Origin of the sequence: Gordonia gummivorans, from assembly GCF_022513585.1 — a bacterium.
In the GTDB taxonomy this organism is placed as follows: domain Bacteria; phylum Actinomycetota; class Actinomycetes; order Mycobacteriales; family Mycobacteriaceae; genus Gordonia.
Genome location: NZ_JAKWBF010000003.1, coordinates 98,075 through 124,339 on the forward strand (window position 1 = coordinate 98,075; position 26,265 = coordinate 124,339).

28 protein-coding genes are annotated in these 26,265 nt (G+C 67.1%); 15 read left to right on the forward strand and 13 right to left on the reverse strand.

Translation table 11 applies throughout. The features are described 5' to 3' along the window. Positions 1 to 83: 83 nt before the first annotated feature. Positions 84 to 956, forward strand: coding sequence for an HAD family hydrolase (locus tag MKW15_RS03470; protein ID WP_374246069.1), 873 nt, complete (start codon positions 84 to 86; stop codon positions 954 to 956). A gap of 529 nt (positions 957 to 1,485) precedes the next feature. Here the strand turns inward: MKW15_RS03470 and MKW15_RS03475 are convergent. Continuing rightward, positions 1,486 to 2,364, reverse strand: a complete 879-nt coding sequence (locus tag MKW15_RS03475) for an alpha/beta fold hydrolase (RefSeq protein ID WP_240856182.1) — start codon at positions 2,362 to 2,364, stop codon at positions 1,486 to 1,488. Between the two features lie 82 nt (positions 2,365 to 2,446). Between MKW15_RS03475 and MKW15_RS03480 the strand changes: the two genes are divergently transcribed. Next, a complete protein-coding gene (locus MKW15_RS03480; protein WP_240856183.1) occupies positions 2,447 to 3,073 on the forward strand; it encodes a winged helix-turn-helix transcriptional regulator in 627 nt (208 codons plus the stop codon). 5 nt (positions 3,074 to 3,078) lie between these two features. On the opposite strand, the gene MKW15_RS03485 is transcribed toward MKW15_RS03480, so the two are convergent. Beyond that, on the reverse strand, positions 3,079 to 3,834 hold the full coding sequence (locus tag MKW15_RS03485; RefSeq protein ID WP_240856184.1) for a Fic family protein: 756 nt from the start codon (positions 3,832 to 3,834) through the stop codon (positions 3,079 to 3,081). 264 nt (positions 3,835 to 4,098) lie between these two features. Here MKW15_RS03485 and acs point away from each other — a divergent pair, with 264 nt between their 5' ends. The 3 genes from acs to MKW15_RS03500 all read left to right on the forward strand — a co-directional run bounded on the left by acs (position 4,099) and on the right by MKW15_RS03500 (position 7,722). Then, positions 4,099 to 6,057 (forward strand): acetate--CoA ligase, encoded by a 1,959-nt coding sequence (gene acs / locus MKW15_RS03490; protein ID WP_240856185.1) that lies wholly within the window; start codon positions 4,099 to 4,101, stop codon positions 6,055 to 6,057. A 162-nt stretch (positions 6,058 to 6,219) separates the two neighbouring features. Next, positions 6,220 to 6,711, forward strand: a complete 492-nt coding sequence (locus MKW15_RS03495) for a phage holin family protein (RefSeq protein WP_240856186.1) — start codon at positions 6,220 to 6,222, stop codon at positions 6,709 to 6,711. An 18-nt stretch (positions 6,712 to 6,729) separates the two neighbouring features. Beyond that, on the forward strand, positions 6,730 to 7,722 hold the full coding sequence (locus tag MKW15_RS03500; protein WP_240856187.1) for an alpha/beta fold hydrolase: 993 nt from the start codon (positions 6,730 to 6,732) through the stop codon (positions 7,720 to 7,722). Between the two features lie 389 nt (positions 7,723 to 8,111). Here MKW15_RS03500 and MKW15_RS03505 read toward each other — a convergent pair whose 3' ends face one another. Genes MKW15_RS03505 through nth form a run of 4 tightly spaced genes read right to left on the reverse strand, consistent with a single transcriptional unit; the run spans position 8,112 to position 11,570 of the window. Next, positions 8,112 to 9,317, reverse strand: a complete 1,206-nt coding sequence (locus tag MKW15_RS03505) for a MarP family serine protease (protein ID WP_240856188.1) — start codon at positions 9,315 to 9,317, stop codon at positions 8,112 to 8,114. Further along, positions 9,314 to 10,084, reverse strand: a complete 771-nt coding sequence (locus MKW15_RS03510; protein WP_240856314.1) for an NUDIX hydrolase — start codon at positions 10,082 to 10,084, stop codon at positions 9,314 to 9,316. The genes MKW15_RS03505 and MKW15_RS03510 overlap by 4 nt, the downstream gene beginning before the upstream one ends. A gap of 56 nt (positions 10,085 to 10,140) precedes the next feature. After that, positions 10,141 to 10,884, reverse strand: coding sequence for a TlpA family protein disulfide reductase (locus MKW15_RS03515; RefSeq protein WP_240856189.1), 744 nt, complete (start codon positions 10,882 to 10,884; stop codon positions 10,141 to 10,143). Then, positions 10,884 to 11,570 carry an endonuclease III gene (nth, locus tag MKW15_RS03520; RefSeq protein WP_240856315.1) on the reverse strand — a complete coding sequence of 229 codons (687 nt, stop codon included), beginning with the start codon at positions 11,568 to 11,570 and terminating at the stop codon, positions 10,884 to 10,886. The genes MKW15_RS03515 and nth overlap by 1 nt, the downstream gene beginning before the upstream one ends. Before the next feature lie 195 nt (positions 11,571 to 11,765). Here nth and MKW15_RS03525 point away from each other — a divergent pair, with 195 nt between their 5' ends. Continuing rightward, positions 11,766 to 12,059 (forward strand): hypothetical protein, encoded by a 294-nt coding sequence (locus tag MKW15_RS03525; RefSeq protein WP_240856190.1) that lies wholly within the window; start codon positions 11,766 to 11,768, stop codon positions 12,057 to 12,059. A gap of 182 nt (positions 12,060 to 12,241) precedes the next feature. After that, positions 12,242 to 12,916 (forward strand): Crp/Fnr family transcriptional regulator, encoded by a 675-nt coding sequence (locus tag MKW15_RS03530; RefSeq protein WP_240856191.1) that lies wholly within the window; start codon positions 12,242 to 12,244, stop codon positions 12,914 to 12,916. Positions 12,917 to 13,035: 119 nt separating this feature from the next. Here the strand turns inward: MKW15_RS03530 and MKW15_RS03535 are convergent, their stop codons facing one another. After that, positions 13,036 to 13,860: an MBL fold metallo-hydrolase gene (locus MKW15_RS03535; protein ID WP_240856192.1), complete on the reverse strand. Its 825-nt coding sequence runs from the start codon at positions 13,858 to 13,860 to the stop codon at positions 13,036 to 13,038. A 113-nt stretch (positions 13,861 to 13,973) separates the two neighbouring features. On the opposite strand from MKW15_RS03535, the gene MKW15_RS03540 reads away from it, so the two are divergent. The 5 genes from MKW15_RS03540 to MKW15_RS03560 are packed head-to-tail and all read left to right on the forward strand — an operon-like array spanning position 13,974 to position 18,836. Beyond that, positions 13,974 to 15,131, forward strand: a complete 1,158-nt coding sequence (locus MKW15_RS03540) for an acyl-CoA dehydrogenase family protein (protein WP_240856193.1) — start codon at positions 13,974 to 13,976, stop codon at positions 15,129 to 15,131. Position 15,132: 1 nt separating this feature from the next. Then, positions 15,133 to 16,341 carry a CaiB/BaiF CoA transferase family protein gene (locus tag MKW15_RS03545; protein ID WP_240856194.1) on the forward strand — a complete coding sequence of 403 codons (1,209 nt, stop codon included), beginning with the start codon at positions 15,133 to 15,135 and terminating at the stop codon, positions 16,339 to 16,341. A gap of 2 nt (positions 16,342 to 16,343) precedes the next feature. Beyond that, positions 16,344 to 17,222 carry an HTD2 family dehydratase gene (locus MKW15_RS03550; RefSeq protein ID WP_240856195.1) on the forward strand — a complete coding sequence of 293 codons (879 nt, stop codon included), beginning with the start codon at positions 16,344 to 16,346 and terminating at the stop codon, positions 17,220 to 17,222. After that, positions 17,219 to 18,028: an HpcH/HpaI aldolase/citrate lyase family protein gene (locus MKW15_RS03555; protein ID WP_240856196.1), complete on the forward strand. Its 810-nt coding sequence runs from the start codon at positions 17,219 to 17,221 to the stop codon at positions 18,026 to 18,028. The genes MKW15_RS03550 and MKW15_RS03555 overlap by 4 nt, the downstream gene beginning before the upstream one ends. A gap of 4 nt (positions 18,029 to 18,032) precedes the next feature. After that, positions 18,033 to 18,836: an alpha/beta fold hydrolase gene (locus MKW15_RS03560; protein WP_240856197.1), complete on the forward strand. Its 804-nt coding sequence runs from the start codon at positions 18,033 to 18,035 to the stop codon at positions 18,834 to 18,836. Between the two features lie 11 nt (positions 18,837 to 18,847). On the opposite strand, the gene MKW15_RS03565 is transcribed toward MKW15_RS03560, so the two are convergent. The 4 genes from MKW15_RS03565 to MKW15_RS03580 all read right to left on the reverse strand — a co-directional run bounded on the left by MKW15_RS03565 (position 18,848) and on the right by MKW15_RS03580 (position 22,233). Next, positions 18,848 to 19,522: a GntR family transcriptional regulator gene (locus tag MKW15_RS03565; RefSeq protein ID WP_240856198.1), complete on the reverse strand. Its 675-nt coding sequence runs from the start codon at positions 19,520 to 19,522 to the stop codon at positions 18,848 to 18,850. 14 nt (positions 19,523 to 19,536) lie between these two features. Beyond that, positions 19,537 to 20,643, reverse strand: a complete 1,107-nt coding sequence (locus MKW15_RS03570) for a flotillin family protein (RefSeq protein ID WP_240856199.1) — start codon at positions 20,641 to 20,643, stop codon at positions 19,537 to 19,539. An 89-nt stretch (positions 20,644 to 20,732) separates the two neighbouring features. Further along, positions 20,733 to 20,948, reverse strand: a complete 216-nt coding sequence (locus tag MKW15_RS03575; protein ID WP_240856200.1) for a hypothetical protein — start codon at positions 20,946 to 20,948, stop codon at positions 20,733 to 20,735. A gap of 28 nt (positions 20,949 to 20,976) precedes the next feature. Beyond that, positions 20,977 to 22,233 carry an MFS transporter gene (locus MKW15_RS03580; RefSeq protein ID WP_240856316.1) on the reverse strand — a complete coding sequence of 419 codons (1,257 nt, stop codon included), beginning with the start codon at positions 22,231 to 22,233 and terminating at the stop codon, positions 20,977 to 20,979. Between the two features lie 95 nt (positions 22,234 to 22,328). On the opposite strand from MKW15_RS03580, the gene MKW15_RS03585 reads away from it, so the two are divergent. Then, positions 22,329 to 23,327, forward strand: a complete 999-nt coding sequence (locus tag MKW15_RS03585) for a GlxA family transcriptional regulator (protein WP_240856201.1) — start codon at positions 22,329 to 22,331, stop codon at positions 23,325 to 23,327. A gap of 36 nt (positions 23,328 to 23,363) precedes the next feature. Here the strand turns inward: MKW15_RS03585 and MKW15_RS03590 are convergent, their stop codons facing one another. After that, positions 23,364 to 23,834, reverse strand: coding sequence for a RidA family protein (locus MKW15_RS03590; RefSeq protein WP_240856202.1), 471 nt, complete (start codon positions 23,832 to 23,834; stop codon positions 23,364 to 23,366). A gap of 3 nt (positions 23,835 to 23,837) precedes the next feature. Then, positions 23,838 to 24,002 (reverse strand): DUF4177 domain-containing protein, encoded by a 165-nt coding sequence (locus MKW15_RS03595; protein WP_007619014.1) that lies wholly within the window; start codon positions 24,000 to 24,002, stop codon positions 23,838 to 23,840. 43 nt (positions 24,003 to 24,045) lie between these two features. On the opposite strand from MKW15_RS03595, the gene MKW15_RS03600 reads away from it, so the two are divergent. Both MKW15_RS03600 and MKW15_RS03605 read left to right on the forward strand, forming a co-directional pair. Continuing rightward, the gene (locus MKW15_RS03600) at positions 24,046 to 25,155 is read left to right on the forward strand and encodes an ArsA family ATPase (protein WP_240856203.1); all 1,110 of its coding nucleotides are present in this window, start codon (positions 24,046 to 24,048) and stop codon (positions 25,153 to 25,155) included. Further along, complete coding sequence (locus tag MKW15_RS03605; RefSeq protein ID WP_240856204.1) at positions 25,155 to 26,252, forward strand: ArsA family ATPase; 1,098 nt, start codon at positions 25,155 to 25,157, stop codon at positions 26,250 to 26,252. The genes MKW15_RS03600 and MKW15_RS03605 overlap by 1 nt, the downstream gene beginning before the upstream one ends. Positions 26,253 to 26,265 lie beyond the last annotated feature (13 nt).

A 26,265-nucleotide genomic window follows, 5' to 3' on the forward strand; every position in this document is an offset into this window, starting at 1 on the left:
TTCTTACCGTTGCGTAGGTTATGGCCCGACCAGTACATGCCTATCGATCGAACATGTGCTCGCGGGGCCGTACCCTGGGGAATGTGACAGACACCGCGTCGGCGGAGCCTCCTGCAGAGCAGAACGGCGAGGCGCCTGGGTCGCCTGCCACCGAGCCCGACGCCGCCCGCCCGCCCAGAATCGCGGCATTCTTCGATCTGGACAAGACGGTCATCGCCAAGTCGAGCGCCCTCGCGTTCTCCCGACCGTTTTACGACGGCGGCCTGATCAATCGCCGGTCGGTGCTCAAGTCCAGTTACGCGCACTTCGTCTTCCTCCTCACCGCCGCCGACCACGACCAGGTGGAGCAACTACGCCGCCACGTCATGGACATGTGCCGCGGCTGGGACGTCGATCAGGTCAGCGCCATCGTGCGCGAGACACTCGACGAGGTGGTGCAGCCGCTCGTCTTCGCCGAGGCCGCAGATCTGATCGCCGATCACCATCGGCGCGGCCACGACGTGGTGCTCGTCTCGGCGTCCGGACGGGAGGTGGTGGAGCCGATCGGCGAGCTCGTCGGCGCCGACCACGTCCGCGCCAGCCGGATGAAGGTGGTGGACGGCCGCTACTCGGGAGAGCTCGAATTCTATTGCCACGGAGAGGAAAAGGCCGTCGCGATGAACGAGATGGCAGACACCTACGGCTACCGGCTCGCCGACTGCTACGCCTACTCCGACTCGATCACCGACCTGCCCATGCTGGCGGCGGTCGGGCATCCAGTCGCGGTCAACCCCGACCGCGCGCTTCGCAAACACGCAACCGAGCACGGCTGGGGCGTGATGGCGTTCGGCCGGCCGATACCCGCCCGCGAGCGCCTGACCAGCACCGGGCCGGCGCTCGCGATGGGTGCCGCGGTCTCGGCAGCGGCGGTCGTCGTCGGCGCTGTTGTATTGCGCCACTTGCGCTCTGGCTCGTGACGCCGCCGCCGAGCGCGCTCGACACAGCCGGCGGACCACGCAGTTTGTGCAAGAGGACAACGTCGGGCCAAGTTTGGTCCATTCGACCCTTGATGTGACCGCGGTCACGGTGTACAAAAGGGGTACGGAATCTCGGAAGGCAAAGTTCGACCCGGAAGAGAAGGATCGAACCCCCACGCCGAGCACTTCCCAGCACGGGCGGCAAGCACCCACGCGGAGCGCGCCGCACAGAGGCAGAAGCGTTGTGCGCCTGCGACATTGCGGTCAGCAAGCAGAACATCACCAGATAGCGCCACATCGGGCACTCCGCCCTCGGGCATCCAAGTTCGAGAACAGCCCGGGTGGAGAAGGCAGCGACCGGCAGCATCGGTGATGGTCACAGTGACCTGGCTCGTAATCCCTCGCCGAGGCGATCACCACAACCCACCTTGCACGCTTGGTAACTTGGGTCCGTGCTTATGCGGGCGGCAACCTCGCCGGAGACGGCAGGGAGGCCGCCCGCAGTGCTGTGCAGGGAAAGATACTTCCGTCAGATCATCCAGTTGCGAATGCCCGCAACGAATTCCTCCGGGGCGTCGGACTCCGGATAGGTGCCGGCCCCCTCGATGATCACCGTCTGTGATTCGGGGAATTCACGCTCGAGACGTTCCCGTTCTTTCGTGCGGAAGGCGATGTCGGCGTCGCCCCAGATGATCAGCGTCGGGAGATGCCTGACGCTGTCGAGGCCGTTCTCGATCCCGGCAAAGAACTCACCACTGGCCAGTACGCGTCTGGGCAGCACCGCCGCCGCCTGCCGACGCGCGGGCGTGTCTTGCGCCCGGAGATAGTGGTCGAGCTCCGCCGAGGTGACCTTTCGCAGTCGGTGGCCGGTGGGGATGAACGCTCGTACGAGCATGTTGAGGCGTCGAACGAGAAGGGCCGTCACCGGGTTGCCCATCACGCGGCTGAACGCTTGGAAGTGAAGCTCGCCGTTGACGGGCCACGCCCAGGTGTTCGCGAGGACCAAACGACTGAACAGTTTCGGGTGTCGTTGTGCGACAGCCAGTCCGATCGGGCCGCCCCAGTCCTGGCCGACGAGTGTCAGCCCGGTGAGGCCGAGTGCGTCGACGAAACCGGCGACCACGTCGGCGTGCTCCTCGGGCAGGAATCGATACCCGGGAGCGGGAACGGACAGCCCGAATCCGGGGTAGTCGAGGGCGATGCACCGGAAACCGGCCCGCAGCTCGCGAATCACGTCGCGGAAGAGGAACGACCACGTCGGGTTCCCGTGCAGGAACAGCAGCGTGGGCCCCGATCCTTCGTCGACGTAGTGGACGGTGTGGCCGTCGATCTCGACGAATCGGCTCTGGAACGGGAACATCTCGTCGTCGACCCAGGTCGGCCGCACGTGGACGCCGGTTTCAGTCATGTCATGACCCTCTCACGTGTACTTGAGTTTATAAAGTACGATTGAAAGTATCACGCAGCTGGACCGATGGCAGGAGATACGGATGCGTAGTTACGGGCAGTACTGCGGACTCGCGCGATCCCTCGAGGTCGTCGGAGATCGGTGGAACCTGCTGATCGTCCGCCAACTCCTCATGGCCCCGGCCCGCTACCGCGATCTGGCGGACGGCCTTCCCGGGATCGCGACCAACCTGCTGGCCGATCGGCTCCGCGACCTCGAGACCGCAGGCGTCGTCGAGCGGCGCCTGGCCGGGACCGGCAGCGTGGTGGAGTACGCGCTCACGCCGTGGGGTGCCGAACTTCGCGAGCCCATCAATGGACTGATCCGCTGGTCGACGCCACTGATGATCCGCGGCCCCGAGGGCGACATCTTCCGTCTCGAATGGCTGGTGCTCGCGCTTCCCGCCCTCCTCGACAAGCGCGTCACATCCCGACCCACGGAAGCGATCGGACTCGCGATCGACGAGACGACACTTCGACTACGGGCGACGCGCTACGGGTTCGAGGTGGGTCCGCGCGACGAACGCGCCCTGGCGGGCACCGTGCGGGCGGAACCGATGTGCATCCTCGGCCTCGCCGCCGGCGCACTCGACTTCGACGACGCCGCCGCGCTCGGACTCATCGAGATCGAAGGCGACGAGGCGAGCGTCCGCGCGATGTTCGGGTCTTGATCCGGCTATCCCGCGCGTGCGGCGTCGGCGATCGAACGTGCCTCTCCCGCACCGGCTTCCAACGCCTCGCAGCAGAAGACGATCCAGGCGGCCAAACCGTCGGGTGCCCCGGACGCAAACCCCTGCGCCAGTGAGCGGTAGTCCCCGATTCTTCTGAGCCAGGTCACCTCGGGGACCCCGAGGTTGTGCGGGTCGAGTCCCGTCGCGGTACTCACGAGCCGCGACGCCGCACGCGCGAGGACCCCGTTCGCGGTCGGGAAGGCCCGCACGCCGAGCAGTTCGCCGTGCACCACGGCCGCCAGCACCGGCGCCGGGACCGATGACGCGCCGGTGATCAGCTGGCCGAGCAGATCGAGGCGAGCCGCGACATCGTCACCCGCCCGCGGCCGGCCCAGTTGGTCGGGGTCGTCGACGAGATCGGCGGCCGCCAGCATGTGCAGCCGTGCGAAGGCCTGCGCCGGTGCGCGGCGAAAGATCGCGGTCAGTCCGTCGAGCGAATCGCCGTCGAGCGCCTGCGCCACCCGCATCGCACCCGCGAGGATGGGATCGTCGAAGTCGCCGTCGCGCCGCAGTTCCACGCTGCCGCCGTCGATGGCGGCCGACGACCGTCCCGCGCGCCACGACGCCTCGGTGGCCGTCTTGTCCCAACCACGCAGGTTGGCCGGATGCCGATGCACCGCCGACAGAGCATCGCGAGCCTTGTCGGCGGCGTCGCGGACACCCGGCAGGTCGAGCAGTGGTGCCAACGGGTCCGAACTCACAAGGTCGACCCTAGTGGTCTCGAGATGCGTCGGGCTCGCGAGCTCGCACGTCGCTCCTCGACCAGCGGGGGTTCACCAACGTCCGCACGCGCCGCTCGTCGCGGCTGTGACACCGCTCACCGCGAATACCCGACGCTCGGTCCGACAGGCACCTGCAACGAGATTCCAACGTGACTACCCTCACAATAAGTGCCCGTCACGACGCCTCGTCACCACGCCGGTGACGCGGGCGAGTCGCCGAGAGTGAAAGGCTCACGCCAGACCATGTCCTCCGCATCCCAGTCCACCGCTTCGCCCACCACCTATCCCCCGTCGGAGGAGTTCGCGGCACAGGCCAACGCGACCGCCGCACTGTACGACCGCGCCGACGCCGACCGGCTGGAATTCTGGGCCGAGCAAGCCCGCCGACTGGACTGGGACACCGACTTCGACCAGGTCCTCGACTGGTCGGACGCACCGTTCGCGAAGTGGTTCGTCGGCGGCAAACTCAACGTCGCCTACAACTGCGTCGACCGGCATGTCGCAGCGGGCAAGGGCGACCGGGTGGCCATCCACTGGGTCGGCGAACCGGGCGACTCCCGCGACATCACCTACAGCCGGCTCAAGGACGAGGTGTCCAAGGCGGCCAACTACTTCGCCTCGATCGGTTTGCAGACCGGCGACCGTGTGGCCATCTATATGCCGATGGTCCCCGAAGCCCTGATCTCGATGCTCGCGTGTGCCCGCCTCGGGCTCACCCACTCGGTGGTGTTCGCCGGATTCTCCTCCGGCGCACTGCGTTCCCGCGTCGACGACGCATCCGCCAAACTCGTCATCACCACTGACGGCCAGTACCGGCGCGGCAAGCCGGCACCGCTGAAGACGCAGGTCGACGACGCGCTCGGCACCGGCGACGACGCCGCCGAGTCCGTCGAGAAGGTCCTCGTGGTGCGTCGCACCAACCACGACCCGAACATGAACTGGGTGCAGGGCCGCGACGTGTGGTGGGAAGACACCGTCGACGAGCAGTCCACCGAACACGAACCCGAGGCGTTCGACGCCGAGCACCCACTGTTCCTGCTGTACACCTCCGGCACCACCGGCAAGCCCAAGGGCATCGTGCATTCCTCGGGCGGCTACCTCACCCAGGCCAGCTACACCTTCCACTACGTCTTCGACCACAAGGAAGGCCACGACGTCTTCTGGTGCGGCGCCGACATCGGCTGGGTGACCGGACACTCCTACCTCGTCTACGGTCCGCTCTCCAACGGCGCCACCGAGGTGGTCTACGAGGGCACCCCGAACTCGCCCAACGAACACCGCCACTTCGAGATCATCGAAAAGTACGGCGTCACCATCTATTACATCGCGCCGACCCTGGTCCGCACCTTCATGAAGTGGGGACGTGAGATCCCCGACGCTCACGATCTGTCGTCGGTCCGCCTGCTCGGATCGGTGGGCGAACCCATCAACCCCGAGGCCTGGAAGTGGTACCGCGAGGTCATCGGCGGCAACACGGCACCCATCGTCGACACCTGGTGGCAGACCGAGACCGGCGCCATCATGATCGCCCCGCTGCCCGGCGTCACCGCCACCAAACCCGGCTCGGCCATGAAGCCGCTGCCCGGCATCTCGGCCAACATCGTCGACGACCAGGGCAACCCGGTCGGGGCCGGCGAGCAGGGCTACCTCGTGCTCGACGAGCCGTGGCCGTCGATGCTGCGTGGCATCTGGGGCGACGAGGAACGCTTCCGCGACACCTACTGGTCGCGGTTCGCCGAGCAGGGCTGGTACTTCGCCGGCGACGGCGCCCGCTACGACGACGACCACGCCCTGTGGGTCCTCGGCCGCGTCGACGACGTCATGAACATCTCCGGGCACCGCATCTCGACCGCCGAGGTCGAATCGGCGCTCGTCGGACACTCCGGGGTCGCCGAGGCCGCCGTCATCGGCGCCGCCGACGAGACCACCGGCCAAGGCATCGTCGCCTTCGTCATCCTGCGCGAGGGTGTGGAAGACACCGGGGACACCCTTATTGCCGAACTGCGCCAACAGGTGTCGGTCGAGATCTCCCCGATCGCCAAACCACGCGAGATCAACGTCGTCCCCGAACTGCCCAAGACACGCTCGGGCAAGATCATGCGACGCCTCCTCAAGGACGTCGCCGAGGGCCGCGAACTCGGCGACACCTCCACCCTCGTCGACCCGTCGGTCTTCGAGGCCATCCGCGCACGCAAGGCCTGACCCACCCGACACCCGCGCCGGCGGGTCCCAGACAGGTGCGCCGCCGGAAGCCCCCATCCGGCGGCGCACCGCCCGCTTCGACACATTCGAGTGGGTGGTCCGCAACCCGCGCGGAGTTCGCATGGCAACATATGGGCCATCACCCGATCAACGGAGGACGCTGTGAGCCTGCCCGACCCTGCCAAGGATTCGGTCCCATCGATCCCGCTGTCCGACGCCAATCTCGGCCCGAGTGGTGAACCGAGCATCGGCAGCCTGGTCAAGGACGCCAGCGCCAGCGTGTCCACCCTGTTCCGGTCCGAGGTCGCGCTTGCGAAGGCCGAGCTCATGGGCGAGGCCAAGAAGGCGGGTGCGGGCGGCGCACTGCTCGCCGGCGCCGGACTCCTCCTCCTCTACACGAGTTTCTTCTTCTTCATCTTCCTCGCGGTGCTGCTCGACATCTGGCTGCCGCAGTGGGCCGCGTACCTGATCGTGCTGGTCCTGCTGATCATCATCACAACGGCCGCCGCGTTCGTCGGCTACCTGTTCTTCAAGCGGGTGCGCGGACCGGCCAAGACGATCGAGACCGTCAAGGAGGTACCGACGGTGTTGCCGCACCGCGGCGCCGACAAGGCGGTGGCACATCCACAGATCCCGGCCGCTCGTGAGGGCTGAGTTCGCCGGCGCACGTCGGTGACCGCGCCGCCGGATCCGTCGAGTGTGCGGATCGAGGGCGACTGGCACCATTTCGATGTCCGCGCCAACGGCGTGCGGTTTCATGCAGTCGAAGCGAAGCGAAGCAGGTCGGTCGAAGCGGAGCGAAGCAGGTCGGTCGAAGCCGCCGAAACGAGCGGCATCGCCGACCGCCCACTGGTGTTGCTGCTGCACGGCTTCGGCGAGTTCTGGTGGAGTTGGCGTCACCAGATCGTCGCGCTGACCGACGCCGGTTATCGGGCGGTGGCCGTCGACCTCCGCGGATACGGCGACACCGACAAACCACCGCGCGGATACGACGGCTGGACGCTCGCCGGCGACACCAACGGGCTGGTGCGCGCGCTGGGACACAGCACGGCCACACTGGTCGGTCACGCCGACGGCGGGCTAGTCTGCTGGGCCACCGCGACGCTGCACCCACGCGTCGTCGACCGAATCGCGGTGATCGCCTCGCCACATCCACGTGCGTTGCGCCACAACGTGTTACGCGAGCGCGATCAACGGTCGGAGTTCCTGGGCGGCTTCCTGCGCAACCAGCTGCCGAAGCTCGGCGAACGTGAGCTGACCCGCGACGACGGCGCGTTCGTCGCCGGCTACTTCGCGACCCGATCGTCGGCCGCGTGGCAGGAGACCGAGGACTACGCCGACACCGTCGCGCGCAACCGGTCGGCGATCCAGATCCCCTACGTCGCCCACTGCAGTCTGGAGTACCGCCGCTGGGCGTTCCGCTCGCAGTTCCGGCCCGACGGGTTCCGCTTCATGGAGCTGATGAACCAGCGCCTGCACATCCCCGTACTCGCCCTGCGCGGCCGCGACGACCCGTTCATCCTCAGCGACGTCATGACCGCGAGCGGCCGGTGGGCTGCTCACATGGAGTACCGGACGATCGAGCGCAGCGCCCACTTCGCCCATCAGGAGCAGCCCGCCGACGTCACCGACCACCTCGTCGAACTCCTGCGGCGCGAGGTCTGACGCGAAGAGTCTGGTGACCGCCGCTCTGAGCTGGGTAAATGCCGAGGAACCAGCCGTGGTCGTCCCACCAAAAATAGGGGAGGAAGTTTCTTCCGCGAGGTTCGTAGTCTTCCGCGAGAATTTTCGCGGGGAGGACACCAAGGGTAGGGGAAGAGAGTTCTTCCCCTACTTTTTGTGGGCGCGTGTGCCTGGCATCGAGTTCGGCGGAACGCGACGACCGACAAGCGGTGACTGAGATCGGGCCCGTCAGCGTCCGCTTCCGGGACATTCCCGGAGGACCACCCTCAGGGGCCCGATCTTGGCCACCGGCCCGACCCGCCTTCCCGCCTCCACGATCGCCGACGAGGTCGGCGGGTGGGTCGCTGACTCGAAGAGCAGCCCGCCGACGATCAGCCGCCCGGTTCGAGGTGCACGCACGATTGCGTGCTGACCCGGTTGTTGGGGCCGTTTTCCGAGCGGGCGAAGTCGGTCTGGACCTGCGCGGCGGTCAGCGCGAAACCGGTCTCGTCGGCGGGGTCCTCGGCCGCACCGAACACGACGCCCAGCACTTCGCCGTCCGAGTTCAGCAGCGGACCACCGGAATTGCCCTGTCGGATGACACCGCGCACCGCATATACCTCACGTGTCACGTTCCCGGACTGATAGATGTTCTCGCCGGTGTGCATGAACACCTTGCGGATTCGCAGGGCGCTGACGTTGAACGGCCCGGCCTCCGGGAAGCCGAGTGCGATCGCGTCGTCGCCCGGTTGCGCCGGGCGCTCGGCGAACTTGAGCGCGGGCGCCTGGAGTCCCGAGACATCGAGGACGGCGATGTCGTTCTGGGGGTCGAACAGCACGACCTTCGCCCGCAACTTCTCGCCCTCCGACGTCTCCACCTCCAGGCGCGTCGTACCCGCGACGACGTGGGCGTTGGTCATCACCCGCTCCGCCGACACGACGAAACCACTGCCCTCGAGTGCCTGCCGGCAACTGGGGGCGACCCCCTCGATCTTCACGACACTGGGCCGGGCCTGGGTGACCGCCGGTAGCTGCAGCAGTGCGGGGTCGGGCGGATCGACGTTGCCCGTGGTGCTCAAGTACGGGATCTTGGGAATCCCCGAGCTCTCGACCAATGCCTTGAAGTCGCTCGGCAGATCCTTGACCCATTGCGGCGAGAGAACCTCTACCCCGCCGAGCACCTTCGAATCGTCGACTGCCTGGGCGATCGTGGGTTCGGCGGATTCACGCAGCGGGATGGCGAGCAGACCGGCGGCCAGCAGGACCGCCACAACTTGAAGTAGCGACCCGACGCCACTGTCGACAGCTCGAGCTCCCGGTGAGCGAATGCCGCTGCGGGCCGCGCGGCCGAGCACCATCCCGGCAACCTCGCCGACGATCACCAGCACGAGGATGAGTGCCACCCCGACCACCAGGCGCACCTGTACGTCGACGAAACGCGACATCAGATGCGGCGCAAGCAGCAGTCCCGCGACGGCGCCGAGCGCAACACCGATGAATGCCAGCGCCGACGCCACCGCACCGTGGCGGTAGCCGCTCGCGGCGGCCAGGAGCGCCACCACGATCAGGATGAGGTCGACCCAGCCGGATCCGGTCATCGCGCTCCACCCGTCGGACCGTCCGGTGCGTGCCCGAGCCATTCCGGATGTACCGCCGAGAAGCCCGATTGCTGACGGCTGCCGGCCAGTTCGATCATCTCGTCGAGGGGTCGGACGTCGTCGGTGTCCCAGGGCACATCCCAGCCGGCCGCGTCGCTGATGGCCGCGATCAGACCGCCGGTGAATCCCCAGACGAGCAGGCCGTCGACAAAGAACGCGGGCCCTTGATACACCCGTCCGCCGAGGATGGACCGCCGAACCTGGAACCGGTTGTGCGGCGCGAGCATCTCGCGAATGTTGACCCGTGCGACTCTCGCGGTCTCACCCTCGTCGACGACGCGCACCTCGCTCGGCTTGCGCCAGTACGCGACGACCGGCATCACGTCGAAACCCGACGGCGGCACGGGAAAGGTCGGCAGGTTGGCGACGACGTGCACGCCGGACGCGTCGAGCCCGGTCTCCTCGGCGGCCTCGCGCAGCGCGGTGCCGACCGGAAAGTCGTCACCGGGGTCGGCGGCGCCGCCCGGGAAGGCCACCTGACCGCTGTGCTGACGCAGGGTCGGGGCCCGCTCGGTCAGCAGCACCTCCGCGTCGTGCGGTAATCCCCCGGCACGCGTGGGGTCGGGGTCCCAACTGCCGGAGAACAGCACCAGAACCGCGGCCGAGCGCCGGTTGCGGTTGAACATGGCCGCCCACCGGGTGCGATCACCACCGCGGTTGAGGACGTTTTCACTCACCTTGTCCACGTCGTCGGTCAGCGCTCGCATCCAGGGCGGGATCTCCGCGTCGTCGACGAGCGCCCCGATCTGCGGATCCGGGCCGGTCACACCGTCACCCCGAGATAACGGGAGACGGCCGCGGCGATCTCGTCGGGGCTGTGGAACAGGATCGGGAGGATCCCCGCCACGGTGCCGTCGGGACGCACCAAGATCGTCGACGGAAAGACCGGCGGCGCCCCGAGCGCGGCCGACACCTTGCCATCGGTGTCCAGCACGCTCGGCAGGTGAATGCCGTTCTCGCTCAGATACTTCAAGATCAGTACCTGACTGCTCGCGCCTTGCTGGGCGTGCACACCCATCACGTCGACGCGGTCTCCCGCGCGTCGGGTGAACTGCTCGAAGTACGGCAGTTCCTTGCGGCACGGCAGACACCAGGTCGCCCAGATGTTGATGACCAGCGGCTTCTGGGCGGTCGCGGCTCCGACGTCGATGGGGGTGCCGTCGGCAAGGCACGGCGCGACGACACCGGCCAGCACGGCGTCGGGTCCCGGCGCCGCATCCGACGTCGGACATGGGTCGATGGCCGCGTCCTGTCGGGCCCGCGCAAGTTCGGCATCGCTGACCGGGGCGTCGGTGGCACGGGGTCCGGTGGCAGTCGGCGTGGTGTTCTTCGCGGGTTCCGGGTCTTCGCCGCGCGGCCAGATGGCGACGATCAACGCGAGCATGACGACGACGAAGACCAGCGTCCAGCGGGCTGCGGGCGGGAACCGCGATGGCCGTCGGGTTTCGCCATCGTGGGGAGGTTCGGTCGCCGAGCCCGGCTCGGGTGTGGTCGAGGTGTCGTTCACTACGCCGACAGTCCCGCCAGTTCGAGGAGGTGGTCGGTCTCCGGCCCCTTCACCAGCGCGGCCGCTTCGGCCTTGTCCATGGGCCCGGCACCCACCGACGGGCAATCCCGGGCGAGGATGCAGATCCCACACGCGGGTTTGCGCGCATGACACACCCGACGACCGTGGAAGATCACCCGATGCGAGAGGTCCGTCCACTCCTTGCGTTCGATGAGTTCGCCGACGGCGTGCTCGACCTTCACCGGATCGGTCTCCTCGGTCCACTCCCACCGACGGACAAGGCGCCCGAAGTGGGTGTCGACGGTGATCCCGGGAACACCGAACGCGTTGCCGAGCACCACGTTGGCCGTCTTGCGCCCGAACCCGGGCAGCGTGACCAGCTCTTTCAGGGTCGACGGGACCTCGCCGTCGAACCGCTCCAGCAACCCCTGGCCGAGTCCGATGATCGAATTCGCCTTGTTGCGGTAGAAGCCGGTGGTCCGGATCATCTCTTCGAGTTCGGTGCGGTCGGCGCCGGCGTAGTCGGCGGCGGTGCGGTACTTCGCGAACAGCGCTGGTGTGACCATGTTGACCCGCACATCGGTGCACTGGGCAGAGAGGATCGTGGCGACCGACAGTTCCAGCGGAGTGGTGAAGTCGAGTTCGCAGTAGACGTGCGGAAACGCCACCTTCAGCGTCCGATTCATCCGCCGCGCACGACGGACGAGACCCAGGTGGGTTTCCGTCTTACGTGCGCTCACATCGTTCAGGTTAGCCGGGTCTCGTTGGAGGACCACCGTCGCGACTCCTGCGCGCGGCGGACTCGAACGGTAGGTAACAACTCAGTGACTTCCGCCTCCTCAATGCCGAGCTTGTCGGGCGCATTGTGTTTACTGGTGCCCATGCAAGGTCTAGCCGCGCTCTTGTTCCCGGCCGTCCTCATGCTTTTCGCCATGGCGATGGACAAGGTGCAGGCACGCCTCGATCGCCTGAACGTCACCCGCGACGATGTCGAGGAGTTCCTCGAGACGGCCGACGCCGCCGACCTCGACACCCTGGCCAGGGAGGGTTTCCCCGCAGCTCACGACGAGCTTCGCAATCGTCGTGTCACCAAGCATGAGACCGCCACCGGTCAGCTCGACGCCGACGAAGCCGAAATCGACGAACCCCGCCGCTCGTCGCAACGCGCCAGTTAATCTCCTCAGGCGAGCGACGCTCCCGACCGGTCACAGCATCAAACTCGGTGGACACACCTGCCGCGTCACCGCAAGTGACCCATTCAACACCTATGCTGGGGGCGAGAGTAGCGTTGCTCGACGTGTGCGGTCGCAATCTGACCCACACGTGATCTATGGACAAGATGAGAAAGGCTCCCTAGGTGGAAGAAGTACTGGCGCGGGCAGGCATTTTCCAGGGCGTCGAGCCCTCTGCCGTCGCGGCGCTGACCAAGCAGCTGCAGCCTGTCGACTTTCCTCGCGGGCATGTGATCTTCCACGAGGGTGAGCCGGGCGACCGTCTGTACATCATCTTGTCCGGCAAGGTGAAGGTCGGCCGACGCTCGGCGGATGGTCGCGAGAACCTGCTGACGATCATGGGTCCGTCCGACATGTTCGGCGAGCTCTCCATCTTCGACCCCGGCCCACGTACATCGTCGGCGACGACGGTGACCGAGGTCCGCGCCGTGTCGATGGACCGCGACGACCTGCGCGCCTGGATCAAGGACCGCCCGGAGATCGCCGAACAGCTCCTTCGCGTCCTGGCCCGCCGCCTGCGCCGCACCAACAACAACCTGGCCGACCTCATCTTCACCGACGTCCCCGGACGTGTCGCCAAGCAGCTCCTGCAGCTCGCCCAGCGCTTCGGCACCCAGGAGGGTGGCGCACTGCGCGTCACCCACGACCTCACCCAGGAAGAGATCGCTCAGCTCGTCGGCGCCTCGCGCGAGACCGTCAACAAGGCACTCGCCGACTTCGCTCAGCGCGGCTGGCTGCGCCTGGAGGGCAAGAGCGTCTTGATCGCCGACTCCGAACGACTGGCTCGTCGCGCGCGCTGACGCACTGGCACAAAAGGTAGGGGAAGAACCGCTTCCCTACTTTCGGTGTCTTCCCCGCGAATTTGCTAGGGGAGGACTCCGAACCTCGGGGAAGAAACTTCTTCCCCTACTTTTGTCGGTCAGCTCTCCCGCAGATACTCCAACTGCGCCTTGACCGACATCCGTGCGGCCGGCCACAGCTTCTTGTCGACGTCGCGGTACACCTTGCGGACCACCTTCATCGGTTTCGCCTTCTTGGCCGAGACGTCCATGTCCTCGAGGGCCGCGACGATCTGATCGATCCGCTCCTCGCGATGCGCCTTGTAGAACCGGGCGACCGGGCCGAGGTCCGGGTGATCGGGTCCGTGTGCGGGTAGCAGCGTCGCACCGTCGCCTTCGACGATGAGCCGGTTGAGCGAGTTCATGTAATCCCGCAGCGTGCCGTCCCGGGGGTCGAGAACGGTGGTGCCGCTGCCCAGGATGGTGTCGCCGGTGATCACGGCACGCTCATCGTCGTGCTCGACGAGGAAGCTGACCGAGTCGCCGGTGTGGCCGGGCGTGTGCAGCACGGTGATCTTCAGGCCCGCGGCCTCGATCACCTCGCGGTCGCGCAGCGGATCGGCGTCGCGGGTGTGCTTGCGTGACAACGCCCGTGTCGGCGCACCGGTCCGCTTGTGCAGGCGGTCGATTCCGCCGACGTGGTCGAAATGGCGGTGCGTGATCAGCGTGAGCGCCACCCCGGGCAGCTCCGCGAGATCCTTCGCGTGCCCCTTGTGCTTCGGCGGACCCGGATCGACGACGACGCATTCGTCACTTCCCGGCGCTCGCAACACCCAGGTGTTGGTGCCGTCGAGCTCCATCATCCCGGGGTTGTCGCACAGGATCACCGACGCGAACGGGGTGACCTCGCGCAATGTCCCGTACGCGGGGTGGGCGGGCTGTTCCGAACCGTCAGTGGTCGTCATCACCCCACAGTAGTTCGGGGCGATCAAACGGCAGCCGGGCGGGAGGGGTGACAAAATCACCCAAACTCTATAGACTATTTTCCATAGACCGCCCAGTCGCCTAAGGAACCGCCATGATCACCCTGTCTGCCGAGGAACAAGCCATCGTCAAGACCGTCCGAGACTTCGTCGACAAGCAGGTCCGGCCCGTCGCCCGCGATCTCGAGCATGCCAACACCTACCCCGAAGACCTCATCGAAACGATGAAGGCGATGGGGATCTACGGCCTGGCCATCCCGGAGCCCTACGGGTTCGCCGAGGTCTCGATGCCCTGCTACGTGCAAGTGACCGAGGAACTCGCGCGCGGGTGGATGAGTCTGGCCGGCGCGATGGGTGGTCACACCGTGGTGTCCAAGCTGATCCTGCGCTTCGGCACCGAAGAGCAGAAGGGGAAGTATCTGCCGCGCATGGCCACCGGCGAACTGCGCGCGACGATGGCACTCACCGAACCCGGCGGCGGTTCGGACCTGCAGGCAATGCGCACCTCCGCGGTGGCCGACGACGACGGGTACGTCATCAACGGCTCCAAGACGTGGATCTCCAACGCGCGCAAGGCCGGACTGGTCGCGCTGCTGTGCAAGACCGACCCGACGGCGCAGCCCGCCCACACGGGTGTCTCCATCCTGCTCGTGGAGAAGGTGCCCGGATTCGAAGTGTCCAAGGATCTTCCGAAGCTCGGCTACAAGGGTGTGGAAAGTTGCGAGCTGAACTTCGTCGACGCCCGGGTGCCCGCCGACGCCCTGCTCGGCGGGGTCGAGGGCAAGGGCTTCGCGCAGATGATGAAGGGCCTCGAGGTCGGCCGGCTGCAGGTCGCCGCACGCGCAACCGGCGTCGCACGAGCCGCCTTCGACGACGCACTGCAATACGCCCAAGACCGTGAGAGCTTCGGCGTCCCGATCTGGAAGCACCAGTCGGTGGGCAACATGCTCGCCAACATGGGCACCAAACTCTATGCGGCACGCAGTCTTCTGCTCGACGCGGCCGAGCGTTTCGACACCGGCGCACGCGTCGACATGGAAGCCGGCATGGCGAAGCTGTTCGCGTCGGAGACGGCGATGGAGATCGCGCTCGACGCGGTCCGCATTCACGGCGGCTACGGATACTCCACCGAGTACGACGTCGAGCGGTACTTCCGGGATGCGCCGCTGATGATCGTCGGCGAGGGCACCAACGAGATCCAGCAGGGTGTGATCGCCAAGCAACTCGTCAAGCGCGGCGGAATCGACCTCTGAAGTGCTTCCGCTACACGGAATCACCGTTCTCTCACTGGAACACGCGGTCGCCGCGCCATTCGCGACCCGACAGCTCGCCGATCTCGGCGCACGCGTGATCAAGGTCGAACGCACCGGATCCGGCGACTTCGCCCGCCAGTACGACGAATCGGTGAACGGCCTCGCGAGCTACTTCGTGTGGCTCAACCGGTCCAAGGAATCGATCGCGCTCGATGTGAAGTCCGAGGCCGGACAAGCGCTTCTGCACGAGCTCGCCGCCCAGGCCGATGTCATCGTGCAGAATCTCGGTCCCGGCGCCGCCAAGCGGCTGGGTCTCGGTGCCGAGGAGATCCGAGCGCAGGACCCGAGAAAGATCGTCCTGTCCATCACCGGCTGGGGTTCGACCGGCCCGTGGGCCGACCGCAAGGCCTACGACCTGCTCGTCCAGTGCGAGACCGGTCTCGTCTCCCTGACCGGCACCCCGGACGAGGTGGCCAAGGCCGGGGTCTCGGTCGCCGACATCGCGGCCGGCATGTACGGCTTCTCCAGCGTTCTCGCCGCCCTGTTCCACCGTGAACGCACCGGCGACGGCGCGACACTCGAGGTCTCCCTCTTCGAAGCCCTCGCCGAATGGATCGGCCAGCCCATGCATTTCACCGCCGGGTCCGGGCGCCAGCCCGGCCGCTTCGGCGCCCAGCACGCCACCATCGCCCCGTACGGACCGTTTACCGCGGCCGACGATCACGTCGTTCTCCTCGCCATCCAGAACGAACCGGAATGGCAGCGGCTGTGCACCATCGTCTTCGACGATGCCGACCTGGCGCTAGACCCGCGATTCACCTCCAATTCGCTGCGCGTCGCCAACCGAGATGCACTTAATCATGTTGTAGCTAACCACTTCTCGGATCTGAGTACCGACACCCTCGCCGAGCGGCTGACCACCGCACGCATCGCCTTTGCCGGAGTCAACACAGTGGAAGAATTCATCGCCCACCCGGTTCTGGAAGGGCGCGACCGGTGGCGCAACGTCAGCACCGAATCGGGAAAGGTCCGCGCACTCCTGCCCCCGATCAGCATCGGATCCGACGAGGCTCGCATGGATCCCGTTCCCGCACTGGGTGAACACAGTGTCGCGCTGGCCCACGAACTCGGCGTCGAGGATGCGACGATCCAGCGACTTCTCGCCGATGGCGTCCTTCAGAGTCCCGACCCGACAGCGAAAGGCCAATGACCATGAGCGATACCACGACCGCCGACGAGGCGACCCTGAGTTCCCACATCACCGAGTGGACCCCCGGACCCGTGGTCGAGCACGACGTCCTGGACCCGGCGCAAGCACAGCGACTGGCGGCGACACTCGGTACCGAGGACGCGTTCGGTTCGGGGAGCGAACTTCCCATGCCCTGGCACTGGATCTACTTCTCGCAGTGGCCGCCCACCGATGCCCTCGGCGCAGATGGGCACCCCCGAGACGGTCATTTTCTGCCGCCGATCCCCCACCGCCGGCGGATGTTCGCGGGCTCGCGCATGTCCGTGACCACGCCGTTGCGTCTCGACGTGCCGACGGAGAAGCACTCGAGTCTCGCGTCGGTCAAGGAGAAGCACGGCCGCTCGGGTGCAATGCTTTTCGTCACCGTGCGCAGCGAGTACCGGCAGGACGGGGCGACGGCGCTCATCGAGGAACAAGATCTCGTCTACCGCAGCGACAACTCCACGGCCCGCCCCGTGGAACGCCTCGTCGAAGATCTGACACCCAGCGGGACCGTGTGGAGCGCGGAGCCGACTCCGACTGCACCGCTGCTGTTCCGGTACTCCGCCCTGACCTCGAACGCCCATCGGATTCACTACGACCTCCCCTACACCACCGACGTCGAGGGCTACCCCGACCTCGTCGTCCACGGTCCGCTCCTTGCCAACTACATGGCCGATCTCGCTCGCCTATACGCCGATGGAAAGACGATGAGCTCCTTCGACTTCCGTCTGAAGCGACCTCTGTTTCTTGGTGATCGTTTCCGCGTCGAGGGCAATCCGTCCGACGGCAATACCGTTGCCGTGCGGGTTGTCTCGGGAGCCGAAACAGTCCATGCCGAGGGCACGGTGACGCTGTCATGACCTTGGCCATCGCCGACGCACGCAGCTTCCTGTTCGTGCCCGGTAACCGACCCGAACGCTTCGACAAGGCGGCCGCTGCCGGAGCCGACGTCGTCGTCATCGACCTCGAGGACGCGGTGTCGCCGGCCGACAAGGAAGCCGCCCGCGAGCATGCTGCAGCGTGGCTGGCCGCCGGGAACGAGGCAGTGGTGCGCATCAATGCTTCCGATACCGACTGGCACACAGACGATGTGGCCATGATCATCGAGCGGGGCGCTGCCGTCATGCCCGCCAAGGCGTCCGATCCCGCCCGGCTCGCCTCGATCGCCACGCAATCGAAGGCGCCGGTCATCCCGTTGATCGAAACGGCGCGCGGAGTCCTTGCGGCGCAGGAGATCAGCGCGGTGGACAGAGTGGTCCGGGTCGCCGTCGGGGCGATCGACCTCGCCGCCGAGTTGTCGGTATCGCCCGACGACCGCGCGGCCCTGCTCGCCGCCCGTTCTGCGCTCGTCCTCGCAGCGGCCGCCGCCGGGATCGCCGCGCCGATCGACGGCGTCACCACCGCACTGCGTGATCCGTCGGTCCTCATCGACGACGTGACCTACGCCCGCCGCATCGGTCTCACCGGCAAGCTGTGCATTCATCCGGCGCAGATCAATGACGTACATCGGGCGTGTGCGCCGCCCGAGGCCGACGTGGCCTGGGCCCGTGCGGTTCTCGACGCCGACGACGGTTCGGGCTCGGCTGTTGCCCTGGACGGTCACATGATCGATGCACCCGTGCTGACGCGGGCCCGACGTATACTGGCCCTCGCGGACCGGGGCTGAACCGATGGGATTGCTCGCCGGCATGTGTGCCATGGAGTACCACCAGATCACGCGGACCGCCGACCGCACGCGGCTCGCGGTTCAGGTCCGGGGCACCGGGCCCGCTCTGTTGATACTCCCCGGGCAGGCGAACAATCACCACTGGTGGGATCGCATTCGTGCCGACTTCGCCGAGCATCACACCACCATCACCTTCGACTACCGTGGAACGGGCGGAAGCGATCTCGGCGCCGCGCCGTACACCACCCAACTCTTCGCCGACGACGCTCTCGCCGTACTCGACTCACTCGACATCGACCGATTCGACGCCTACGGCACATCGATGGGTGGCCGCACCGCGCAGTGGGTCGCCGCCCGCGCCCAGCGCCGCGTCGGACGTCTCGTCCTCGGCTGCACGACACCGGGTGGAACCCATGCGGTGGAACGCGATCAGGCAGTGCGCCGAGCCCTCGCGTCGGCCAATGCGACCGCGTTCATGACCGACCTCATGTACACGCCGGAATGGCAGGAACTCAACCCCGGACCGTATGCCACACTGGGAGATCCACGCATCACGCCCGAGGCGCGGCGTCGGCATCTGGCGGCCAGCAACGGGCACGACGCCTGGGCCGTCCTCCCCGACATCGCTGCGCCGACGTTCATCCTGCACGGCTCGGACGATCGCTTCGCGCCCGTGGTCAATGCCGAGATTCTCGCCGGCCGCATCCCGAAGGCGAACACGCGGATCTTCGACGGCGCGCGACACGCATACTTCGACGAATGCCATCCCGAAGCAGGACCGGCCGTTCTCGACTTCCTGGCCCGCTGAGCCCGAGGCCGCTACTCCTCCACCGCCGCACGAGAATCGGCGAGCAGATCACCCGCGTTGCGAATGTGGCGGGCCATCGCTGCCCGAGCTCCGTCCGCATCTCCCGCGCGCAGGCTGTCGAGTATCGCCCGGTGATCGTGCGCCGACGCCTGCGGCCAGCCCTCCACCGATGCGAAGAACTTGCGCGGCGCATAGCCCAGCGATCCCTTGATCATCCACGACAGCTTCGGTGATCCAGCCGCGGCATAGATTCGTCGGTGGAAATCGTGGTTCAGCCGTTCCACACCGTCGAAATCCTCTGCATCCGCCGCAGATTCGATGTCTCGCTGAATATCTGCCAGCTCGTCCACCGCGGCCGACGACATCGAGCGCGCAGCACGCGCGGCGAGTTCACCGGCCAGCAACGATTGCGCCACAAAGACATCCCGAATGTCGTCGCTGCTCAGCGGCGTGACCACAAATCCGCGGCGGGGTTCCGTACGCAGAAATCCCTCGGACAACAGCGTCAGCATGCCCTCGCGGGCCGGTGTCGCCGAGATCCCCAGGTCCTCGGCGACCACCTCGGGCCGGACGAAGTCACCGGAACGCAGTCCACCCGACACGATGAGTTCGCGGACATGTTCTGCCGCCTCGTCACTCAGTCGCGGACGGCGTCGAACAGACCGACGGGGTTCGGGTGCTGCCATACAAACAATATAGTCTATTTTTCTTCTGGATCGATAACAGTTCCCGAGAGCTCGCTCTGCAGCGACTTCAGCAGGGCGGCACCTTGAGTGACGACGCCGGTCATGACCTCGTTGTAACCCTCCGCGCCGTTGTACACGGTGAGATTCGAACTGGACAGTCCCTTCGCCACTTCACCGACCAGTGCGGGTAACTGCTCGATGAGTTGCTGGTCGAGGGCGATGCGGTTGTTCTTGGCCGCCGCCGCCGACGAGATCTCCACAGCCTTCGCGTCGGCCTCGGCGATGATCTGGGTGCGCTTGGCCTCCGCTTCGGCCGGCTTCACGACCTCCGAGATCAGCTGCTGCTCACGCAGATCCGCCTGCGCCTGGGCGAGCAGGGACTGCTCGCGGACGATCTCCTGGTTCACCCGCGCCTCGGCGAGCGGACCCGCCTGCGACGCCTCGGCATTGGCCTTGTCGGTCTCACCCTTGATCGACGCGCGTTTGATCGCCGTCTCGCGCTCGTAGTCGGCCTGGTTGCGCAGGGATTCCTGCTGCGCCTTCGACGCCTCCTGATCGGCGCGAGCACGCTCGACGGCCGCCTCACGCTGCACCTTGGCGATGTTCGGCGCCGCGAGCGCGCTGATGTAGCCGGAGTCCATGTCGTCGATGGACTGGATCTGGAACGAGTCCACCACGAGCCCGATCGAACCCATCTCCCGCTTCGACGCCTCGAGCACCTGACGGGCCAGGGTGTCACGTTCGCGGATGATCTGCTCGACGGTCATCGACCCGACGATCGACCGGAGATGGCCCGAAAAGATCTGTCCGGTGAGCTGATTCATCTCGTTCTCCTGCTCGGAGATGAAACGCTGGCCGGCGTTGACGATGGACGCCACGTCGCTGCCCACCTTGTGCGCGATCACGGCACGCACGTCGAGTTGGATGCCCTGGGTGGTCACGCACACCTCGCGGATCTGCGCCTCGTGCATCGCCATCGACAGATACCGCACCTTGCGGAAGAACGGCATCACCCACTTGCCATGGCCCACAACGACATCGAATGGAATGCCGCCGTCCTTGGACTTCTTGCCCGAGATCACCATCGCCTCGTCGGGCTCGGGAACGTTATAACCCAGCATGTACTTCTCCCCACGTCCAACAGCCCACTGCGGCCAATCGGGATCACTCTATTCCACGGTGAACGCTGCAGCGTCGCGGTGTCATTCGGTCAGTGGGGCAGGCTCACCCACGGCTCGACCACGACGATCCGTCCGGCCTCCACGTCCACCACGAGCACCGGGACGTCCTCGGTGATGGATTCCGATGCGCGAGCGAGGAATCGCTCGGTGCCGGCTGCCATCGTGAGTTCGACCTCGCCGAGCACGTCCGGACCCCCGATGGCCAGCGTGACGACACCGGTTCGGCCGATCAGCTCGGATGCCACCTGCCCAGACCCCCATCCATCGGTCGGCTCACTCGTGGGATGAGACGACCTTAACCCGAGCACCCGCCGCATCCACGACGACGTAGATCGCAGTCACCACCGCGATCACACCCGCGCCCAACACGAGCGTGGGGTAACCGAACGCGCCGACCACGACACCCGCCAGCGCGCCGGCCACCGCACCGCCCAGACTCATGGTGGTGTCGGCAACGCCTTGTGCCGGCGGACGAACCGCGACGTCGACGCTGTCGGTCAGCAGCGTCGAGGCGGCGACGGTCGACGCCGACCATCCCAGGCCCAGAATGACCAGCGCCACAACCAGACCGGTCTGCGAATGCGCGAACACGAACCCGAGGACACAACTGGCGACCAGCAGTCCTTGCCCCAGCAGGATGATCGGCACCCGCCCCACCCGGTCGGCGAGCATTCCCATCACCGGCGCCAGCACGTACATACCTGCGACGTGGGCGCTGATCGAGAATCCGACGATGGTCAGGCTTGCTCCGCCGTGGTGCATGTGCACCGGCGTCAGCGCCATCACCGCCACCATCACCGCGTGGGCCGACACCACCGCCCCGACCGCGGCCCGGGCCGCGGGCGTACGGCGGATCACCGCGAATCCCTCGCCCAGCGACGGGCGCACCGGCATCGCCGACGACCCTCCGAGCACGTGCAGGGGGTCGGGCCGCAGACCCGCCCACAGCACGGTCGCCGCTGCTGCGCTGCCGATCGCACCGAGGACGAACGGGCCGGCGAGATCGGCCAGACCCAACCAGCCCGCCAGCCGCTCACCCGCGGGAACCAACGCAGGACCGGCCACCGCACCGACCATCGTCATCCACACCACCAGCGAGAGGTCACGACCACGGGTCTGCGGCGACGACAGATCGGTCGCCGCGAACCGCGCCTGCAAGCCCACCGCGGTACCTGCTCCGACGCCGACCATGCCGACCAGCATCAACGCAAACCATCCGAGGTCCACCGCGGTGGCCACCACCGCCGCACCGAGAGCCGCAATCAGGAGTCCGGTGCTCAGGGCAGGCCGCCGGCCACGACGCGAGGCGAAGGCCGCCAGCGGCAATCCGGCCGCCGCCGCGCCGAGCGTGAGCACGGTCGTCGGCAGGCCGGCCAGCGATTCCGACCCCGACAACTCCTCGCCCAGGATCGCGCCGAGCGCCAGCGACGCACCCATCGACAGGCCACCCAGGATCTGTGCGGCACAGAGGAGTACGACGGTTCGTCGGGCGATGGCCCGAATGTCGTCGTAAACGGCCGGCTGCTTCATGTGTGCATCAACAATGGTCTCATCGGTCACCCACCCAGAATCGGATGTTGCACACGACGGGGCCAGTGGCATTCATGCCCATATACCCTTGATTCATGCCAGCGCCTGTACCGCACCGCGTCGTCGTCCTGATCACCGAGGGACTCGTCCTCATGGACATGGCCGCGCCCGTGCAGTTGTTCGGCCACGTCGGCCCGCCCCGCTACGAATTGAGCACCTGCACCGAGCATCCCGGCCTCGTGCCCACCTGCGCCGGCGTCTCCGTGCACACCGAACACGGACTCGAGGCCCTCGAGAACGCCGACACCATCGTCATCCCCGGCTACCACGACGCCGCGCGTCGAACACCGTCGCGCGCGGTGACCGACGCCTTGCGCTCGGCACATCGACGTGGGGTGCGGATCGCGTCGATCTGCGTCGGCGCCTTCACTCTCGCCGAAGCGGGACTGCTCGACGGCCGGCCCGCCACCACCCACTGGCTCGACGCCGCGGCACTGGCCGCCCGATACCCGACGATCAGCGTCGACCCCGCGGTTCTCTACGTCGACGACGGTGACATCCTCACCAGCGCGGGCCTCGCCGCCGGCATCGACCTGTGCCTGCACCTCGTGGAACTCGACCACGGCGCCGACGTCGCGCGCGACTTCGCCCGACGCACCGTCGTGGCCTTCCATCGCCCCGGCGGTCAGGCGCAGTTCATGCCGCCCGCGGACAGCATGCACGACGCCGCGGTCGCCGAAATCGAGCATCAGGCAACGTTTTCCACCGCAGATCCGCTCACCGAGACCACCCGCTGGGCGGTCGGCAACCTCGGACGTTCGCTCGGTAACGCCGAACTCGCGACCCACGCCGGAATGTCGTTGCGCACGTTCAACCGTCGCTTCACCGACACCTACGGCATGAGCCCCGGCCAGTGGCTCACCGGACAGCGAATCCGGGTTGCCGCACAGCTTCTCGAACGCACCGACCTGTCCGTCGACCAGGTCGCGAGCGCGGTCGGGCTGGGCACCGAGAGCCTGCGCGTCCAGTTCCGCAATCGAATGTCGTTGTCGCCCAGCGCTTATCGGAGCAACTTCCGGGTCACCACGCCGTGAGGGGTCCCAGGCGCGTTCCTCGGGAGCACCGCGCTCTCAGGCAACCTCGACGATCAGTTCCACCTCGACCGAGGCGCCGAGCGGCAGTTCCGTCACCCCGACCGCCGAGCGCGCGTGCACACCGGCCTCGCCGAAGATCTCGCCGAGCACGTCCGACGCGCCGTTGATCACCTGCGGCTGATCGCAGAACCCGGGCGAGGAGGCCACGAAGCCGACGACCTTGACGACGCGCACCACCGAGTCGATGCCGACCAGGGCGTTGACCGCGGCCAGCGCGTTGATCGCACAGATCCGGGCGGCGGCGCGCGCCTGCTCGGGCTTCACGACACCTTCAGCGCCGTGCGACACCTTGCCGCGCACACTCAGCTCACCGTCGACCATCGGCAGCTGTCCCGAGGTATAGACGAGATTGCCGGTGCGAACGGCCGGCGTGTAGCTCGCCAGCGGGGCCACAGCCGCAGGCAGGGTGAGGCCGAGTTCGGCGAGTCGTTCGGTCCAGGTCGCCACGGATCAGCCCTTCGGGCGCTTCAGATATGCGACGTGCTGCTCGCCGGTCGGGCCGGGCAGCACCGACACCAATTCCCAACCGTCGGAGCCCCACTGGTCGAGGATTTGCTTGGTGGCGTGGGTCAGCAGCGGCACGGTCACGTACTCCCAGGCGGTCACTTCACTCATGGACCCACCCTAACCGGTCCACACGTGTGGTTAAGGTGTTGCCGTGGCCATTGGAAAAGGTGCAGCATCCGGGGCGGGCCAGGCGTCCGACTCCGTCGTGTCCCCTCCCCCGAAGAACGACGCTGAGCTCGACAGCCTCGCCGCCGACAGTTCCTTCGCCGGCAACGAGTGGCCGTCGGCCGCCAACCGCGCCCGGCTGCACTTCGTGTCGGGCAAGGGTGGCACCGGCAAGACGACCGTCGCGGCCGCACTTGCGCTGGCTCTCGCCGCCGACGGCAAGCGGGTTCTGCTGGTCGAATGCGAGGGGCGCCAGGGGATCGCGCAGCTCTTCGACCTCCCGCCGCTGCCTCCCACCGACACCCGGATCGCGACTGCCGAGGGTGGCGGCGAGGTGTCGGCACTGGCCATCGACATCGAGCACGCGCTGTTGGAATACCTCGACATGTTCTACAACCTCGGATTCGCCGGCCGCGCGATGAAGCGGATCGGCGCCATCGACTTCGTCACCACCGTTGCTCCGGGCCTACGAGACGTCCTGCTCACCGGCAAGATCAAGGAACGGATCATCCACACCGACAAGAAGGGCAATCGGGTGTACGACGCCGTGGTCGTCGACGCGCCGCCCACGGGTCGGATCGGGAACTTCCTCGACGTGACCAAGGCGATGGCCGATCTCGCCAAGACCGGACCGATCCGCAATCAGAGCGACGGTGTGGTGCGGCTCCTGCATTCGGAAGAGACCATCGTTCACCTCGTCACCCTGCTGGAGGCGATGCCGATCCAGGAGACCGTCGAGGCGGTCGAGGAGTTGCGCGGCAAGAACCTCAACATCGGCAGCCTGATCATCAACCGGGTGAGCCCGGCGCATCTGCCGATCTCCGAGGTCGACCAGATCGCCGAGGGCGAGGTGGACTCCGAACGCATCCGTCAGGGTCTCGCCGACGCCGGACTCCCGGTGTCCGACGCCGACTTCTCGGGTCTGCTCACCGAGACCATCGAGCACGCCATCCGGCTGCAGGCCCAGCAGGTGGCCAAGGCGCAGCTCGACGAGGTGGAGTTGCCGACCCTCGAATTGCCGAGTCTCGGGGACCGCGGCATCGACCTCGGTTCGATCTACGAGTTGGCCAACCTTCTGCAGAAAGCGGGTGCGTGATGCCACTCGACCTCAAGATGGGCGCGATCCTCACCGACCCGGAGACCCGGGTCGTGATCTGCTGCGGCGCCGGTGGTGTCGGCAAGACCACCACCGCCGCGGCCATGGCGATGTACGCGGCCGAGCAGGGCCGGACGGTCGCGGTGCTGACCATCGACCCGGCACGCAGGCTCGCCCAGTCGCTCGGGATGTCGGAGCTGACCAACGATCCGCAGCCCGTCGACATAGACGGCGCCAAGGGCACCCTCGACGCGATGATGCTCGACATGCGCCGCACCTTCGACGAGATGGTCCTCGAGTACTCCACGCCCGACCGCGCCGCGGCGATCATGGAGAACTCCTTCTATCAGACGATGGCGTCGTCGTTCTCCGGGACGCAGGAGTACATGGCGATGGAGAAGCTCGGCAAGTTGATCGAGCAGGATCACTGGGACCTCATCGTCGTCGACACCCCGCCGTCGCGAAACGCGCTGGACTTCCTCGACGCCCCGCAGCGGATGAGTTCGTTCCTCTCCGGGCGTCTGATGAAGGTGCTGGTCGGCGGCGGACGCGGAGTCGGACGCATGGTCACCGGCGCGATGAGCCTGGCGATGCGCGGCGTGTCCACGATCATCGGCGGCGACATGCTGCGCGACGTGGCCACGTTTGTTCAGTCACTCGACTCGATGTTCGGCGGCTTCCAGGACCGGGCCGCCAAGACCTATGCACTGCTCAAGCAGCCCGGCACCCAGTTCGCGGTGGTCGCGGCCGCCGAGGCCGACGCCCTGCGCGAGGCCGCCTTCTTCGTCGACCGGTTGTCTGAGGAGAAGATGCCGTTGGCCGGCCTGATCCTCAACCGCACGCATCCGAACCTGACGTCCATCTCGGAGGAGTCGGCCCACGTCGCGCTGGATTCCGTCACCGACGAACTGACTCGCGGAGTGCTGCAGATCCACGCCGATCGCGCCGCGACCGGCAAGCGCGAACTGCATCTGCTCCAACGCTTCACGGCGTCGCACCCGCGGGTGCCACTCGTCGGGGTGCCATCGCTGCCGTTCGAGGTCGCCGACGCCGTGGCCCTGCGCGCAGTCGCCGAGCAGATCACCGGACGCGGCTGAACCCGACAGCAGT